The organism is Microbacterium sp. (genome assembly GCF_036823965.1).
Lineage (GTDB): Bacteria > Actinomycetota > Actinomycetes > Actinomycetales > Microbacteriaceae > Microbacterium.
The window spans coordinates 317,935-333,785 of sequence record NZ_DAITBE010000003.1 but is presented as its reverse complement, the minus strand read 5'-3'; the positions used below and the strand labels follow the sequence as shown (position 1 = coordinate 333,785).

Below are 15,851 nucleotides of genomic sequence, written 5' to 3'. Positions count from 1 at the left end.
GCAGGGTTCGCAGGGTTCGCAGGGTTCGCAGGGTTCGCAGGGTTCGCAGGGTTCGCAGGGTTCGTAGGGTTCGCAGTGATGAGTTTCGAGCGGAGACGCGAACTGGAGCGATGAATTCTCGCATAGCACCCGCCAAACGTGCTGCGCGGAGGTGCGTCCTCTTTCCAGACTTGATGCGCGAAGGGGGCGCTCGGAGACTAACAGGCCGACTACCGCCCCGCCCGCACCCGCAGCCCGAACGCCACCACCGCCAGCGCGATGACAACCACCCCGTACCCGACACAGACCGCCTCGAGCCCGACGACCCCGACCAGCGCCCCCGCGACAACCGCCGGCACACCGAACGCGAGATACGCCAGCACATACAGAACCGCGAACGTATCCGCCCGCTGCGTCGCCGGGATCCGCGGCGCCAGCGACGCGACCACGCCCGAGAACGCCGTGCCGAAGCCCATGCCGGTGACCGCGGCGGCGACGAGATAGAACGGCAGCGATTCCACGCCGAGCGCGATCAGCGACAGCAGCGTTCCGATCGCGAGGGCCGCGGTGCCGAACAGGACCGAGGTCCGTGCAGCCACACGCCGCAGCAGGAACGCCGTCACTGCGCCGACTCCGGCGAGCAGCACCACGCCGAGCCCCTGCCACACGTGCGCCTCGCCGCCGAGCTCCCCCCGCACGATGTTCGCGCCGAGGGAGAGGAAGAGTCCGCCGGTCGCCCAGCCCGCGATCACGGCGGGAGCCCCGCGCCAGAAGTCCGCCCGAATCGCAGAAGGGATCGACAGGCGGAAGCTCAGCGACGCCCACACGCCTGGCTTGCGCGGCGCGGTCTCGGGGATCACGAAGAACAGCACCGCGAGCACGATATACGCGGAACTCAGCGGCGCAAATACGTCGAGCAGCGCCTCGTCGCTTGCGTCGAGCATCACGCCGGACGCGAGCGCGCCGAGCGCGAGTCCGATGCCGGGGCTCAGCGCGTTCCACAGCGCTGCGACGCCCGGGCGCCCCTCCGGCGCGAAGTCGAGCACTGTCGCCGACAGCGCCGAGATCAGCAGCCCACTCGCGACGCCCTGCAGGATGCGTGCGAGGAACAGCAGCGCGACGGCATCCGCGTGCCAGAAGAGGAGCATGCTGCCGGCGAGCATGAGGAATCCGGCGATCGCGACCGGACGGCGTCCGATGTGGTCCGAGAGCGATCCGGCGGTGAGGAGCGTGAGCAGCAGCGCCACCGCGTAGACCGCGAACACGGCGCTGATCACGATCGCGTCGAACCCGATCTCCTGCGCGAGCACCGGGTAGAACGGCGACGGCGCACTCGCCCCGGCCATCATCAGGATCTGCGCCACGATCGCGAGAACGAAGCCGAAGCGGCGGCGTTGGGTCCCCGAGCGCGTCGAACGCTCCGAACTGGATCCCTGAGCCCGTCGAAGTGCGATCGGCGCGGTACTGGTCATGACGGCTCCTCAATCGTTCGAGAATCATCGAACTATCGGAGCGTACTCGCTATCCGGCAATTGTTCAACTATTCTCGAACTATGCCTGGCGACCTTCCGCACCCGGAGCGCTCCGAGATCCAGCTCACGGACGTGCTCTTCGCGCTCAGCGACCCCGAGCGCCTCGCGATCACGCGCCAGCTCGCCGACGGCCCGCTCGACATGGCCGCCTGCCATGCCACCGACCCGAACCTCCCGAAGTCGACCAAGTCGCACTTCATGAAGGTGCTGCGCGAGGCCGGCGTCATCCGCAATGAGGCCAACGGACGACGACGGATGCTGACGCTCCGCCGCGATGACCTCGACGCGCTGTTCCCCGGGCTGCTGGAGTCAGTGCTGCGGGAGTAGGCGGTCGCAGACGATGAATGTCGCCCGGTTCCGCTATCGTCTGGATGAATGCGTGTTCAGTGATAGATGGAGTGGCCGTGGAGTTTGCAGAGCGTCTTGATTCCCTTGCGACCAAGGTGAAGAACCAAGCGACCGCGATCGGGACCGAAGAGGCGACGAAGAATGCCTTCGTGATGCCGTTCATCTCAACGATCCTCGGCTATGACGTCTTCGATCCGATCGAGGTCGTTCCAGAGTTCACCGCCGACGTGGGGACCAAGAAGGGCGAGAAGATCGACTACGCCATCATGCGTGATGGTGAGGTTCAGATTCTCATCGAGTGCAAGCCGTCGATGGGGTCCCTCAAGATCGAGCATGCGTCGCAGCTCTACCGGTACTTCGCTGTGACGAATGCGCGCATTGCAGTCCTGACGAACGGCGTGGCATGGCACTTCTACACCGATCTTGACGCTCCGAACCGCATGGACGCCAAGCCGTTCCTCGTTCTCGATCTGCTCGACATCGACGAGACGTTGATCTCTGAAATCCAGAAGCTCAGCAAGGAGAGCTTCGACCTCGACTCGATCATCAGTGCGGCCGAAGAGTTGAAGTACATCGGCGCACTCAAGCGTGAGATCTCGAGTCAGTTCCGTGAGCCGACGGATGAATGGATCAAGTTCTTCGCGACGCGTGTCTACGAGGGCTCGTACACACAGAAGGTTCGCCAGCAGTTCACGACGCTCGTGAGCAAGGCAGCCCAGCAGTTCCTAACGGAACGAGTGAACGACCGCCTCAAGACGGCTCTCGGAGTGGGCGGCATTACAGCTACCGCTGATGCACCCCCTGCTGCGACGAGCGCAGAAGTTGTTGCCGCAGATCTCGACCGCGACACAGAAATCGAGACAACTCTGGAAGAGCTCGAGGGCTACCAGATCGTGAAGGCCATCGCGTGTGGAGAGGTGAAGCCGCACCGGGTGACGCACCGTGACGCGAAGAGCTACTTCGCCGTGCTGCTCGACGATAACAACCGTAAGCCGATCGCGCGCCTGCACTTCAACGGTAAGCAGAAGTACCTGGGCCTTCTCGATGAGGAGAAAGTGGAGACACGCTTCCCGATCGACGAGCTAGACGAGATCTACGCGCACGCCGACGGCATCCGTACCGCTGTTCAGCGATACAAGGACTGATCCCAGGTTATGCCCGGCGCCATCCACGCCCATGTCGTTGACGGGACGCGACTCCAGGTTGAGGTGATCTCGGACCAGGGGGCGTCATTGACGCTTGTTGGCGAGCTCACCGATGTATCTCCCACTGTTGCACAAGGAGGGGTGCTTGAAACCAATCCCGCACTCCTAAGCAACATGTGGGCATATGCGAAAACCTGGTATGCCGCCCGCATGACTTCGAACGAGGATGCGCTGGGACTCGCTAACCCAGAAGCGCAGAAAGCGGCTCTCAAGCAGGCCGAGGAGAATCGGCGAACGGCGCAGAAACGAGCGGACGCGTACGCCGGAACAGCGCAATGGATTGCGGATGTGGCAGACGACGTCTCTCTGCTGGACGTCGTGCATGGGTGGTGTTCGTCTTGCTATCTCGTGAACGAACATCGGAAGTCGAACCGGCCGGTGGGGCAAATCCCGGTCTATGTATGTCAGGGGTGCGGATCGCCAACGCTGCCTTGCGTCGCGATCGGATGTGACAATCTTGCGGTGCGCGACCGTGGAGCGATTCGACTGCCGCAGTTCTGCGCTGAGCATCGACATGACATTCCGGGCTTCGAGAAGTCGCAGGGGACGTACGGCGACCTGCATGACTACGAAGAGTTCCTCCAGTACGAAAAGCCCGACCTGGACAAGGCCTCGAAGATCGTTGCTGGGAGCGTGGTCGCGCTCGGGGTAGCGGTGCCACTTGCTCTGCTCGCCGCGCCGGCAATCGGTGGGGCGATCGGCTCGCTTGGCTTGTTCGGCGGGTTCTCTGGAGCTGCGGCCAGCGCACACGGTCTCGCACTACTCGGCGGTGGAAGTCTGGCTGCTGGCGGGCTCGGGATGGCGGGCGGTACCGCGGTGGTGACAGCCGTGGGCGCTGCTGTCGGGGGTGCTCTCGGTGCCTCTGTGTCGAACGCTTACCTCCGCGAAGACAGGTCATTCAGCATCGATCTCCTGCGTCCCGGGAATGGCGGTGTTCCCGTGGTCTTCGCGAGCGGCTTCCTGACTGAAGGGAAGGGGGAGAAGTGGGGCGGTTGGAAGTCGATCATCAACGAGCGGTATCCCGACTCTCCCGTTTACCGTGTCCGGTGGGGCGCGAAGGAGCTCCGCGACTTTGGCATCCTTGGCGCCGGCGCCATGGGCAAGGCTGGCGGAGTTGCTGCGGCGAAGGTGGCGGCCGCTGCCGGGACCAAGGCCGGCGCAAGGTTCCTCGGAAATGTGGTCGGCCCCGCGATGATCGCTACTGATCTCGCAAAGAACCCCTGGCATGTTGCCAAGAGCAGGGCCGACAAAACCGGTGTTGTCGTTGGAGACCTCTTGGCTCGGACTGATGCTGAGTCTTATGTGCTCATCGGGCACAGCCTTGGTGCGCGAGTGATGGTCGTTGCAGCGGAGACGCTCGGGACCAAGCCCGACGGCCCGAGGATTCAGTCTGCACATCTTCTTGGCGCGGCGATCGGTGCAAAGAGTAATTGGGATGCGCTCACTGCCGGCGTGGATAGCGGTGTCTATTGCTATCACTCGGGCACCGACAACGTGTTGAAGTACGTCTATCGGGCTGCCCAAGCTGGCGAGACTGCTGCCGGCCTCGTTGGGTTCACACCGATCGCCACCAAGCTACAGAACATCGATGTCTCGGCTTCAGTGAAGACCCATTTCGACTACCTCGATAACGTCCACCTCTTGTAGCACGTGCGCGCGGCAAGCCGATCGACGCAAGCGGTGTGAGCTCAGCGGCCCGCGCTTCGACAAGCTCAGCGACCCAAAGGCTGCAGCTCAGCGCCCCAACCGCGCCTACCCCTTCCGTCGGCTTCCCGCGGACCGCGGCGGGTTCGCCCGCAGGTGCGCACTCACCTGCGTGAGCACGCGCGCCAGGCCGTCGACGTCATCCGCCCCGAGCGAGTCGAACAGCAGGCTCTTCACGGTCTCGATATGCCCGGGGAAGACCTGCGCCAGCACCCCGCGCCCCTCGGCGGTGATCGCGACGATGGTGCTGCGTTCGTCCTCCGGTGAGGGAGTGCGCGTGACCAGCCCGCGCTGTTCGAGCAGCTGCGCCTGATACGTGAGGCCGCTGCGGCTGTAGACGACGCCGTCGGCGAGGTCGGTCATGCGCTGGCTGCCGTCCGGAGCATCCCCGAGCCGCGCGAGCAGCTGGAACTGCACGTAGCTGAGCTGCCCGGCATCCTTCAGCTGCTTCTCGACCGAGTGCCGCAGCAGGCTGCTCACCTCCGTGAACGCGAAGTAGGCCGAGAGCTCGGTCGGCGACAGGCGAGGGGGTGTGCTCATTCGTCCAGTATACGTGTTGCTTCGAATTCGAAGCAGTGCTACTGTCACCTATTGCTTCGAATTCGAAGCACCTGACGAAGGAGAGAATCATGAAGGCAGTGCAGTTCCACGAAGTGGGCGGACCCGAGGTGCTCCAGTACGACGAAGTCGAGCAGCCGACGCCCGGCGCCGGACAGGTGCGGTTGCGCGTCGCGGCATCCGCGTTCAATGCGGCGGACAACGGCATGCGGGCGGGCTTCCTGCCGATCCCGGTGACGCTGCCGCACGTTCCCGGCTACGACGTCTCCGGCACGGTGGATGCTGTCGGTGAGGGCGTCGACGGATTCGCGGTCGGCGATGCGGTGATCGGCTTCCTGCCCATGGGTGAGGACGGCGGCGCGGCCGAATACGTCGTCGCCCCGGCGGATGCCCTGGTGGCTGCGCCGACCAGTGTCGAGCTCGCGGATGCCGCGGCGCTCCCCTCTGTCGCGCTCACCGCTCGCCAGGCGCTCTTCGACGACGGCGACTTGCAGGCGGGGCAGCGCGTGCTCATCGTCGGAGCCGGCGGCGTCGTGGGGAAGTACGCGATCGCCCTCGCAGCTCGGGCCGGCGCGCACGTCATCGCGACCGCGAGCCCCCGGAGTGCGGATGCAGTGCGCGCAGCCGGAGCGCACGAGATCATCGACCACACCGAGGCATCCGTCCTCGATGCGGTGTCGGAGCCAGTCGACATGCTCCTCAACCTCGCCCCGATCGAGCCGGAGGCGTTCACAGCACTGGTGCGCCTGGTCCGTGACGGGGGAGTCGTGGTGAGCACGACCGCGTGGATGCCGGCACCGGACGACGCCGATCGCGGCGTGCGGTCCGTGGTCGTGTTCGTCCGGAGCGATGCCGCCAAACTGCGCGAGCTCGTCTCGCTCGTCGACAGCGGAGACCTGCACCTCGAGGTCACGCGGCGCATCCCGCTGACCGAACTGCCGGCGCTCCATGCCGAGGCGGCCGCCGGACGCATCGCCGGCAAGGTCGTCGTCGTGCCGTGATGCATGACGACCGGATGCGGGAGGCGAGCAGATCACGACCGTGAGGTTGGCGGTACTTCTCCCACCCGCATCCCGGCAGCTCCGCCCGTCGTCGGCTCGTGGTCGCGACGCGGGCGATCTACGCGGGTGCGTCCGACTCCCACCGGAGCAGATCACCCGGCTGGCACTCGAGCGCCTCGCAGAGCGCATCCAACGTCGTGAACCGCACGGCCTTCGCCCGGCCGTTCTTCAGCACCGCGAGGTTCGTCGGCGTGATGCCGATCCGCTCTGCCAGCTCTCCGACGCTCATCTTGCGACGGGCCATCATCACGTCGATGTCGACGACGACCGCCATCAGATCACCTCGTTGTCGAGCTCGGACCGCAGCGTCCGCGCCTCGGTATCGCGCTCGATCGCCTGGCGCAGCAGCGCCTTCATCACGCCGACCAGCAGCGCCATCCCGCACAGCACCACCCCGGCTCCGCCGATCAGCGCGACGACACCCGGCGCGATCTCTCCGGGAGCGAGTACCGCCGCGAGCACGAAGGTCAGCGCCGCAGCGACCAGGATCGCCCCGATGATCACGTTCGCGAACCGGAACGACGACTCCGCGAAGATCGAACCCCGGCGCACCCGGGTCAGCAGCATCCATACGCACACCGCGAACACCTGCATCGTCGCGACCCCGCCGATCACGATCCCGACGATCAGGATCCGCCCCCACAGCTCGCCCTCGGCGAGATCCAGCCAGAGCAGCGGCGCGATCAACGCCTGCACTGCCACCGACCCCACCAGGGCCAGCGCGATCACGACCCGCAGCACAACGATCGTCACATTCCCCATAGCTGGCACCTTCCATCGAACAACAACAGGAATCTATCGTTTATCGTTCGATTCGGGCAAGCGGGCGTACATCTGTAACCGCGAAGCCATTGCCGCCAACGGAGAGTGAGTGTACAGTCACTCATATGTCCACCACGCGAAGCTCGATCCTCTCCACGGCCGATGCGCGACGACCCCTCGTCGCCTCCGCCGCGCTGGCCGAGTTCGCCCGTGGCGGGTATCACGGCACCACGGTGGCCGACGTCGCCCGCGCGGCCAAGATCTCGCCGGCCTACGTCTTCAAGCTCTACTCGGGCAAGGAGGCCCTGTTCATCGCCGCACTCGAGGCGTGCTTCGACGCGATCATCGCAGCGCTCGAAGAGGGTGCGGTTGCCGCCACCGAACAGACCGCCGACAGCATCCTCGACGCGATGGGCGACGCCTACGCGCACCTCATCTCGGACCGAGCCCTGCTGATGCTGCAGGTGCACGCGCAGTCGGTCGCCGACATTCCCGAGGTCGGCGCGGCCCTCCGGGCGGGACTCGGTCGCGTGACGACCTTCGCCCAGTCCCGCTCCGGCGGCAGCGACGAAGCGGTGCAGCAGTTCATCGCCTACGGCCAGCTCTGCCACCTCATCGTCACCACCCAGCTCGATGGGCGCCCGGAGCGCTGGGCCGCGCTGCTGACCAGGGGGATCAGTCACCCCGATTGAACCGGGGCAGGAAGGCGATCACTTCTTCATGCCCACAAGAGTGAGTGAGTAATCACTCATCCATCATCGAAAGGATCCACCATGACCACGCTCACCCAGGCCGCACCGCGAACCGCACCGCGCAGCACGCGCCGCTGGCTCGCCCTCAGCATCCTCGCCCTCGCCCAGTTCCTGGTCGTGCTCGATGCCTCGATCGTCAACATCGCGCTCCCCGTGCTCGGGCGCCGGCTCGGCATGGACACCCTCGCCCTCGCCTGGGTCATCACCGCGTACGTCCTCGCGTTCGGCGGCCTCCTGCTGCTCGGTGGACGCCTCGCCGACCGCTACGGCCACCGCCGCGTGTTCCTGATCGGCACTGCCGGGTTCGTCGCGGCATCCGCCCTCGCCGGCCTCTCGATCTCGAGTGAGATGCTGCTCGCGGCCCGCGCGCTGCAGGGGGTATCGGCCGCACTGCTCGCCCCGGCCGCACTCGCGCTGCTCACCCAGCTCTTCCCCGACGGCGCCGAGCGCACCAAGGCCCTCGGCGTGTGGGGAGCTGTCGCCGGCATCGGATCTGCAGCGGGCGTCCTGCTCGGCGGAGTGCTCACTGCGACCCTCGGCTGGCAGTCGGTCTTCTTCGTGAACGTGCCGGTCGGCGCGATCGTGCTCATCGCGATCCCGCTGCTCATCACCCGCGACGGCATCCGCGCCCAGGGGCGACTCGATGCCGTCGGCGCCATCACGGTGACCGCAGCCCTCGTCGCGCTGGTCGGAGCGTTCAGCGCGGTCGAGCAGCTCGGCTTCCTGCATCCGCTGCCACTCGTCCTGTTCGTCGCCGCGATCGCTCTCGGGATCGCATTCGTCGTGATCGAGCGCCGCAGCCCCGCACCGCTCATGCCGCTGTCTGTCTTCCGCAACCGCAACCTCGCGCTCGGCAACGTCGTGATGCTGCTCGGCGGTGCGGCGATGGTCGCACTCTTCTTCGCCCTCTCGGTCTTCATGCAGGCCGTGCTCGGCTACGACGCGCTCGCCGCCGGCCTCACACAGCTTCCGCTCGCCGGGGCGCTCGTGCTCGTCGCAGGCGCAGTGCCCTCGGTGATCGCGCGCCTCGGCAGTCGTCCGGTGCTGATCGGCTCACTGCTCGTGCTGGCCGGTGGGCTGATCTGGCTCGCACTCGCCCCGTCGGATGCCGTGTTCCTCATCCACCTGCTCGGGCCGACCCTCCTGATCGGTGTCGGCCTCGGCGGCGCATTCGTCGCGACGACGCAGCTCGCGGTCGAGGGCGTCGACGGCGGCGAGGCCGGACTCGCGGGCGGTCTCATCAACACGAGTCAGCAGATCGGCGGCGCGGTCGGGCTCGCGGTGCTCGGCACGATCGCCGGATTGCGAACGGCTGCGCTCGAGGCCGGCGGCGCGTCGACGGCGGATGCCCTCACCGGCGGCTTCGCCTGGCTCTTCGTCGGCGCCGCAGTGCTCGCCGTCGTCGGGGCGGGCATCGTCGCGATCTGGCGGCGCTGAGGAGCATCCGCTCCGTGCCCTCGCGCGGCCTGTGCGCCTCCGTCGGCCGGACTCTCGGAGTTCGGCAGCCGGAAGCGCACACGGCCGAGCCGGATGCCGAGTCGGATGCCGGATGCCGGATGCCGAGTCGGATGCCGGACGTCGAACCGGCTCAGCGGAAGTACGACGCCCCGTTGAGGTCGAGCACGGTGCCCGATGCCCACACGGCGCCGGGGGAGGTCAGGTATGCGACGGCATCCGCCACCTCCTCGGGAGTGCCGACGCGACCGAACGGGCTCTGGCCCCTCACGCGCTCGCCCGAGTCGCCCGACAGCAGCCCGGACTGCCGCTCGGTCGAGATCACGCCTGGCGCGACCGAGGCCACCGCGATGCCGTGCGGAGCCAGCGCGAGCGCCATCGACTGCCCGAACGCCTGCAGTCCGGCCTTCGTCGCGGCGTACGCGGGATGGTCCGGCTCGCCGCGGAAGGCCCCGCGAGAGCCGACGTTCACGATCGCCCCACCCTCGCCGCGTGCGATCATGTGCTGCGCCACCAGCAGCGTCACGTTCGAGGCGCCGAGCAGATTGACCTGCACCATCTGCGCCCACGCCGCCTGCCACGACTCGAACGACGTCGAGTCCGCGCGATGCGCATTGTCGGCATTCGGCGCCACTGCAGCATTGTTCACGAGGATGTCGAGCGACCCGAGCGCAGCCACCGCCTCATCGACGACGCGCTGCGCCTCCGCCGGCGAACCGATGTCGCCGCCCACCACTGCGTGCCCCGACCCGTCCAGTGACGCGAGCGTCTCCTCAGCGGCAGCACGATCGCTCGCGTAGTGCACCACGACGCGATCACCGCGACGCGCGAGCGTCTGCGCGATCGCTCGACCGATGCCGCGCGAGCTTCCGGTCACCAGGGCGTGGGGCATCCGAGGAACTCCTTCGAGACGAAGCGGTTACGACGCGACCCGCGCGACACCAGGCGCACGCACCGGCTCGATCTCGGCCCACACGCTGTCGAGCGAGATGCCGAGCACATCCGCGATCGCGGCGATCGTCGAGAAGGCAGGAGTCGCCACGCGACCGGACTCGATCTTGCGAAGCGTCTCCGGCGAGACACCGGCATCGAGCGCGACGGCCAGCATCGACCGTTCGCCGCGCGCACGCCGCAGCAATGCACCGAGGCGCTCGCCGCGCTCGAGCTCGGCGGCAGTCAGCGGCATCCGGACCATCATGATGCCCATACTAATCCCGGGATAGTATTACCGGGATAGTTATTGGATGCCACGGAGAGAACCATGATCGAGATCCTCACCCCCGACGAACTGGCCAGAGCGAAGGACGCCGGCGCGCTCGTCGGCACCATCCTGCACACCCTGAAGGAGCGTGCGGTCGTCGGCGTGAACCTGCTCGACATCGACCGTTGGGCGCAGCAGATGATCACGGATGCGGGTGCCGAATCCTGCTACGTCGACTACGCGCCGTCGTTCGGGCGCGGACCCTTCGGTCACTACATCTGCACCGCCGTGAACGACGCCGTGCTGCACGGTCTGCCGCATGACTACACGCTCGCCGACGGCGACCTGCTCACCCTCGACCTCGCCGTCACGCTCCGCGGCATCTCGGCCGACGCGGCGATCAGCTTCATCGTGGGCGAGACGCAGGCGCCGGAGGATCTCGCCCTGATCGAGACGACCGAGCGAGCGCTCGCCGCAGCCATCGCCGCCGTGAAGCCCGGCGCGCGCATCGGCGACCTCTCCCGCGCGATCGGCACGGTGCTGCGCCAGGCCGGCTATCCGATCAACATGGAGTTCGGCGGCCACGGCATCGGCTCGACCATGCACCAGGACCCGCACGTCGCGAACGACGGACGACCCGGCCGCGGCTACATCCTGCGCCCCGGCCTGCTGCTCGCGCTCGAGCCCTGGGTCATGGCCGACACCGACGAACTGGTCACGGATGACGACGGGTGGACGCTCCGCAGCGCGACCGGGTGCCGCACCGCCCACACCGAGCACACGATCGCGGTGACCGAGACGGGCGCGGAGATCCTGACGCTGCCGCGCTGATCCCCGCGGGAGTGTCGCGTCGCTTCGGACTTCTGCCGAACTTCGGAGCCGCCGGGCGGCATCCGTCCGAAGTTCCGCAGAAATCCGAGATGCGGCGTGGGTTGGAGTGTGGGCACGGCCCGCTCCCGGCGCTGGCATGTGGTGGTGGGAGCTGAGGCCGATGATCCGCGGAAACTCCCACCTGACTCTCGGGTTAACGATATATCGTTGAGTATCGTTCACCACAGACCCAGGAGGTCATCATGAACAACGCATTCCCCTTCGGTGGCACCGGCAGCAACGACGGCGCCAACAACCTCGGCAACCTCTTCGGAGGCGCGAACGGTCCCGCCGGCGCGATCTACGACATCGTGGAACAGTTCCGGAAGAGCTTCGACCAGCAGCGCCCGAGCGGCGGCTCCCGCATGGCCCGCGGCGACGTGCGCACCGCAGTGCTCTCGCTGCTCGCCGAGCAGCCCATGCACGGCTACCAGATCATCAACGAGATCGCCGAGCGCAGCGGTGGATCCTGGAAGCCCAGCGCGGGATCGGTCTACCCGACCCTGCAGCTGCTGGCCGACGAGGGCCTCATCGCCGCCGAGGAGCAGAACGGTCGCAAGACCTACTCGCTCACCGAGGCCGGCCGTGCCGTCGCCGCGGAGTCGTCCGAGACGAAGGCCCCGTGGGAGCCGACCGCCGGCAAGGACGGTCACCGCAACGACCCGCGGTTCAGCGCGCTGCCCAAGGCCGGGGTCGACCTCGCCGGCGCAGCCGCACAGGTCGGACGCACCGGATCGCCCGAGCAGGTGCAGAGCGCGATCGACGTGCTCGACGACGCGCGCCGTAAGCTCTACTCGATCCTCGCTCAGGACTGATCGGACTCACGAAGAAGGACCAGCAGATGACGGATGCCGCGGCGCAGGGCGCCCATCGCGCCCGATACCGACGCATCCTGGCGTTCGCCTCGCGCGAGCTCGCCAAGATCTGGTGGTTCGAACTGGTGCTTCCGCGCCTCGGACTCAGTTCGATCGCCGAGCGCACGCGTGGACCGCGCATGCAGAAGTTCGCACGCCGGTTCCACGCGCTCGCGATCGAGCTCGGCGGTCTGATGATCAAGGTCGGCCAGTTCATGTCGTCTCGCCTCGACGTGCTGCCGCCCGAGATCACAGCCGAGCTCGAGGGGCTGCAGGACGAGGTTCCCGCCGTCCCGTACGCTGCGATCCGCGCCGCCGCCGAGGCCGAACTCGGACTCCCGCTCGACCGCGCCTACGCCTGGTTCGACGAGACCCCGGTGGCGGCGGCATCCCTCGGTCAGGCGCATCGCGCCAGGCTCTCGGCGATCGACGCGGCAGACACCGGGCTCGGCAACGTCATCGTGAAGGTGCAGCGACCGGGCATCGACGAGATCGTCGCGGTCGACCTCGCCGCGCTCCGCCGGGTCGCGAAGTGGCTCACGCGCGTGCGGCTGGTGGCCGACCGCGTCGATGCGCCTGGACTCGTCGAGGAGTTCGCCGAGACCAGCCTCGAGGAGATCGACTACCTGCACGAGGCAGCCAGCGCCGAGCGGTTCCGCGAGAACTTCGCCGACGACCCGCGCGTCGACACTCCGGAGATCGTCTGGGAGCGGTCGACCCGACGCGTGCTCACATTGTCGGACGTCACCGCGATCAAGATCAACGACATCGAGGCGCTGCACGCGGCCGGCATCGACCCGGCGGAGGTGGCCGAGGTGTTCGCCGAGGTCATGTTCGACCAGGTGTTCACACACAGCTTCGTGCATGCCGACCCGCACCCGGGGAACATCTTCGTGACGCCGGTATCGGGCCCTTCGTCCTTCGACAGGCTCAGGAACCCAGGCTCGGCGACCCGGGCGGATGCCGGTGCAGGGGGCCGGGCGGATGCCGGCCAGACGGCCCGAACGGCAGGGAACCAGACCCGGAACTTCCGCCTGACATTCATCGACTTCGGCATGATGGCCGAGGTGCCGGACAGCCTGCGAGACGGCCTGCGCACCCTGCTGATCGCGGTCGCAGGACGCGACAGTCGTGGACTCGTCGCCGCGGCGCAGGAGATCGGCGTGCTGCTGCCGTCCGCCGACACCGCCGAGCTCGAACGCGCGCTCACCGCCCTGTTCGCGCGCTTCGGCGGCATGGGCTTCGCCGAGCTCAGCAAGGTCGACCCGCGGGAGTTCCGCGACTTCGCGGACGAGTTCGGCGACATGGTCCGCTCGCTCCCGCTGCAGCTGCCCGAGAACATGCTGCTGCTCATCCGCGCGGTCTCGCTGACCTCGGGCATGTGCAGCGGGCTCGACCCGTCGTTCAACGTGTGGGATGCCGCCGAGCCCTACGCCGGCCGTCTGCTCCGCGCCGAGACCGGCAACGTCGTGCAGGCCTTCGCGTCCCGCGCCATGGACACCGCCGGTGTCACGATGCGTCTCCCGCAGCGCATCGACAACGTCATCACCCGCATCGACGACGGCTCCGTCTCGTTCGACACTTCACGCCTCGAGCGTCGGCTCGACCGCCTGGAGGGGCTCGCCCGCCGCATCGGCTCCGGCGTGCTGTTCGCCGCGATGCTCGTCGGCGGCGCACTGCTCGTGCCGACGATCCCGCCGCTCGGCGTCACCCTCATCTGCGTCTCGGCGCTGCCGCTGCTGCACGCCGTGTTCGCCGGCGTCGGCCGCCGCGGGCCCCGCTGAACGGGGCCCTTCGACAGGCTCAGGGACCCAGGGGCAGGGCCCTTCGACAGGCTCGGGGACCCGGCGGACTCAGGGCGCCACCGTCTCTGCATCCACCGGCTCCTCCTTCGGCTTCACCTTCTGCACGCCCTCAGCCGTCGCCGTGATCTTCGCCGCCATGCCCGCGAAGATGAAGCCGTGGAACGGCAGCACGGCCAGCCAGTACAGGCGCCCGCTGAGTCCGCTCGGGAAGAACACCGCCCGCTGCTCGTAGCGCGCACCTGATCCGTCCGGGATCGCGCGCAGCTCGAGCCATGCAGCGCCCGGCACCTTCATCTCGGCGCGCAGCCGCAGCAGGTTCCCCTCGTCGGACGTCTCGACGGCCTCGACCCGCCAGAAGTCGATCGCATCGCCGACCCGAGCGGCGCTGCGGCTGCGGCGACCGCGCTGCAGCCCGACGCCGCCCACGAGGCGGTCCATCCACCCGCGAATGGTCCACAGCCAGCGCGACGAGTACCAGCCGTTGTCGCCGCCGATGCCCAGCAGCACGCTCCACAGCTTGTCGACGGATGCCGTCGTCTTCAGCGCCCGCTTGTCGGTGAACACGGTGCGGCCGGCCCAATCAGGGTCGCTCGGCAGCGGGTCGCTCGGCGCACCAGAGACCTCGGCGTCCTGCCAGCTCGTCTCGATCGTGTCGGCGTCGAGGCGCCCGAGTGCGAGCGCGACGGCTCGGCGGTACGGGGTGAGCCCGTCCTCCGGCTGTGGGATCAGCTCGTCGACCGAGTGATCCTTCACGACGCACTCGTTCTGCAGCGAGGCGACGAGTGGGCGCGCGATCGATCGCGGCACCGGCGTCACCAAGTTCACCCAATGCGAGGCGAGGCCAGGCGTCAGCACGGGCAGCGCGGCGATCGCCCGCTGCGGCAGCCCGGCCTCGAGGGCGTAGCCGTTCATCATCTGGCCGTAGCGCAGCACGTCTGGGCCGCCGATGTCGACCGCGCGATTCACGTCGGCGTCGACCCGGGCAGCGCCCAGCAGGTAGTGCAGCACGTCGCGCACGGCGATGGGCTGGATGCGGTTGCGCACCCACTTCGGCGCCGGCATGTACGGCAGCACGTCGGTGAGGTGGCGGATCATCTCGAACGACGCCGAGCCCGAGCCGATCACGACGCCTGCCTGCAGCACGAGCGTCGGCACCCCGGATTCGAGGAACGTCTCGCCGACCTGCACGCGCGAGCGCAGATGCGGCGACAGCTTCGCGTCATCAGGGTGCAGCCCGCCCAGGTAGACGAGGCGGTGCACGCCGGCTGACTTCGCGGCCTCGGCCACGGTGTTCGCGGCACGCTCGTCGCTCTCCTCGAAGCCCTTGCCCGCCGACATCGAGTGGATCAGGTAGTACACGACATCGACGTCATCCATGGCCTCGGCCACGGCCTCCGCCTCATCCGCCGATCCCTCGACGATCTCGCACTCCGACCCCCAGGGGAAGGAAGCCGCGCGCGCCGCATCGCGCGCCAGCACGCGCACGCGATACCCGGCGTTGAGCAGCCGAGGGGTGAGGCGGCCGCCGATGTAGCCGGTGGCACCGAGCACGAGCGCGCGCGGGGCGCTGCCGTCGTCGCGCGGGATGGCGCGCAGTGCTTCTTCGCGGCCGGTGGGCTGGGTGAGGTCGGTCATGGGTCGAGCGTAGGCCGGGGCACCATCGGGGGATACGGGGTTGCGTTCGGGGGTGTGCGCGGGTAGCACATCGGCGCGGCTCGCCCGTCTGCGCCGCGTGGTCGCGAGCATGCCCGATGCCCCGTACGAT

16 protein-coding genes are annotated in these 15,851 nt (G+C 67.9%); 9 read left to right on the top strand and 7 right to left on the bottom strand.

Annotated features, from left to right (window positions below; genetic code table 11):
- Window positions 1-209: 209 nt before the first annotated feature.
- On the bottom strand, window positions 210-1,451 hold the full coding sequence (locus tag V7Z82_RS07805; protein WP_334149797.1) for an MFS transporter: 1,242 nt from the start codon (window positions 1,449-1,451) through the stop codon (window positions 210-212).
- 81 nt (window positions 1,452-1,532) lie between these two features.
- Between V7Z82_RS07805 and V7Z82_RS07800 the strand changes: the two genes are divergently transcribed.
- The 3 genes from V7Z82_RS07800 (at window position 1,533) to V7Z82_RS07790 (ending at window position 4,711) form a co-directional block, all read left to right on the top strand.
- Window positions 1,533-1,838: an ArsR/SmtB family transcription factor gene (locus V7Z82_RS07800; protein ID WP_334149796.1), complete on the top strand. Its 306-nt coding sequence runs from the start codon at window positions 1,533-1,535 to the stop codon at window positions 1,836-1,838.
- A gap of 77 nt (window positions 1,839-1,915) precedes the next feature.
- The gene (locus tag V7Z82_RS07795) at window positions 1,916-3,004 is read left to right on the top strand and encodes a type I restriction endonuclease (protein ID WP_334149795.1); all 1,089 of its coding nucleotides are present in this window, start codon (window positions 1,916-1,918) and stop codon (window positions 3,002-3,004) included.
- Window positions 3,005-3,145: 141 nt separating this feature from the next.
- A complete protein-coding gene (locus tag V7Z82_RS07790; protein ID WP_334149794.1) occupies window positions 3,146-4,711 on the top strand; it encodes a DUF726 domain-containing protein in 1,566 nt (521 codons plus the stop codon).
- Between the two features lie 105 nt (window positions 4,712-4,816).
- Here the strand turns inward: V7Z82_RS07790 and V7Z82_RS07785 are convergent, their stop codons facing one another.
- Window positions 4,817-5,308 carry a MarR family winged helix-turn-helix transcriptional regulator gene (locus tag V7Z82_RS07785; RefSeq protein WP_334149791.1) on the bottom strand — a complete coding sequence of 164 codons (492 nt, stop codon included), beginning with the start codon at window positions 5,306-5,308 and terminating at the stop codon, window positions 4,817-4,819.
- Window positions 5,309-5,397: 89 nt separating this feature from the next.
- Here V7Z82_RS07785 and V7Z82_RS07780 point away from each other — a divergent pair, with 89 nt between their 5' ends.
- Window positions 5,398-6,327 (top strand): NADP-dependent oxidoreductase, encoded by a 930-nt coding sequence (locus tag V7Z82_RS07780; RefSeq protein ID WP_334149790.1) that lies wholly within the window; start codon window positions 5,398-5,400, stop codon window positions 6,325-6,327.
- A gap of 118 nt (window positions 6,328-6,445) precedes the next feature.
- On the opposite strand, the gene V7Z82_RS07775 is transcribed toward V7Z82_RS07780, so the two are convergent.
- Together V7Z82_RS07775 and V7Z82_RS07770 are read right to left on the bottom strand one after the other, a co-directional pair.
- Window positions 6,446-6,661 carry a helix-turn-helix domain-containing protein gene (locus V7Z82_RS07775; protein ID WP_334149788.1) on the bottom strand — a complete coding sequence of 72 codons (216 nt, stop codon included), beginning with the start codon at window positions 6,659-6,661 and terminating at the stop codon, window positions 6,446-6,448.
- Complete coding sequence (locus V7Z82_RS07770; protein ID WP_334149786.1) at window positions 6,661-7,149, bottom strand: DUF2975 domain-containing protein; 489 nt, start codon at window positions 7,147-7,149, stop codon at window positions 6,661-6,663. Before V7Z82_RS07770 ends, V7Z82_RS07775 begins: the two co-directional genes overlap by 1 nt.
- Window positions 7,150-7,274: 125 nt before the next feature.
- Here V7Z82_RS07770 and V7Z82_RS07765 point away from each other — a divergent pair, with 125 nt between their 5' ends.
- On the top strand, window positions 7,275-7,841 hold the full coding sequence (locus tag V7Z82_RS07765; protein WP_334149784.1) for a TetR/AcrR family transcriptional regulator: 567 nt from the start codon (window positions 7,275-7,277) through the stop codon (window positions 7,839-7,841).
- Window positions 7,842-7,922: 81 nt separating this feature from the next.
- Complete coding sequence (locus V7Z82_RS07760) at window positions 7,923-9,338, top strand: MFS transporter (protein ID WP_334149782.1); 1,416 nt, start codon at window positions 7,923-7,925, stop codon at window positions 9,336-9,338.
- Window positions 9,339-9,489: 151 nt separating this feature from the next.
- Here the strand turns inward: V7Z82_RS07760 and V7Z82_RS07755 are convergent, their stop codons facing one another.
- Window positions 9,490-10,248 (bottom strand): SDR family NAD(P)-dependent oxidoreductase, encoded by a 759-nt coding sequence (locus tag V7Z82_RS07755; protein ID WP_334149780.1) that lies wholly within the window; start codon window positions 10,246-10,248, stop codon window positions 9,490-9,492.
- A 27-nt stretch (window positions 10,249-10,275) separates the two neighbouring features.
- Entirely contained in the window at window positions 10,276-10,551 is a 276-nt protein-coding gene (locus V7Z82_RS07750) for a helix-turn-helix domain-containing protein (protein ID WP_334149891.1), read from the bottom strand.
- 66 nt (window positions 10,552-10,617) lie between these two features.
- Between V7Z82_RS07750 and map the strand changes: the two genes are divergently transcribed.
- The 3 genes from map (at window position 10,618) to V7Z82_RS07735 (ending at window position 14,065) form a co-directional block, all read left to right on the top strand.
- Complete coding sequence (map, locus tag V7Z82_RS07745; protein ID WP_334149779.1) at window positions 10,618-11,388, top strand: type I methionyl aminopeptidase; 771 nt, start codon at window positions 10,618-10,620, stop codon at window positions 11,386-11,388.
- 242 nt (window positions 11,389-11,630) lie between these two features.
- The gene (locus V7Z82_RS07740; protein WP_334149777.1) at window positions 11,631-12,242 is read left to right on the top strand and encodes a PadR family transcriptional regulator; all 612 of its coding nucleotides are present in this window, start codon (window positions 11,631-11,633) and stop codon (window positions 12,240-12,242) included.
- Window positions 12,243-12,268: 26 nt separating this feature from the next.
- The gene (locus tag V7Z82_RS07735; protein WP_334149775.1) at window positions 12,269-14,065 is read left to right on the top strand and encodes an ABC1 kinase family protein; all 1,797 of its coding nucleotides are present in this window, start codon (window positions 12,269-12,271) and stop codon (window positions 14,063-14,065) included.
- A gap of 69 nt (window positions 14,066-14,134) precedes the next feature.
- On the opposite strand, the gene V7Z82_RS07730 is transcribed toward V7Z82_RS07735, so the two are convergent.
- Window positions 14,135-15,721: an SDR family oxidoreductase gene (locus tag V7Z82_RS07730; RefSeq protein WP_334149772.1), complete on the bottom strand. Its 1,587-nt coding sequence runs from the start codon at window positions 15,719-15,721 to the stop codon at window positions 14,135-14,137.
- Between the last annotated feature and the right edge of the window lie 130 nt (window positions 15,722-15,851).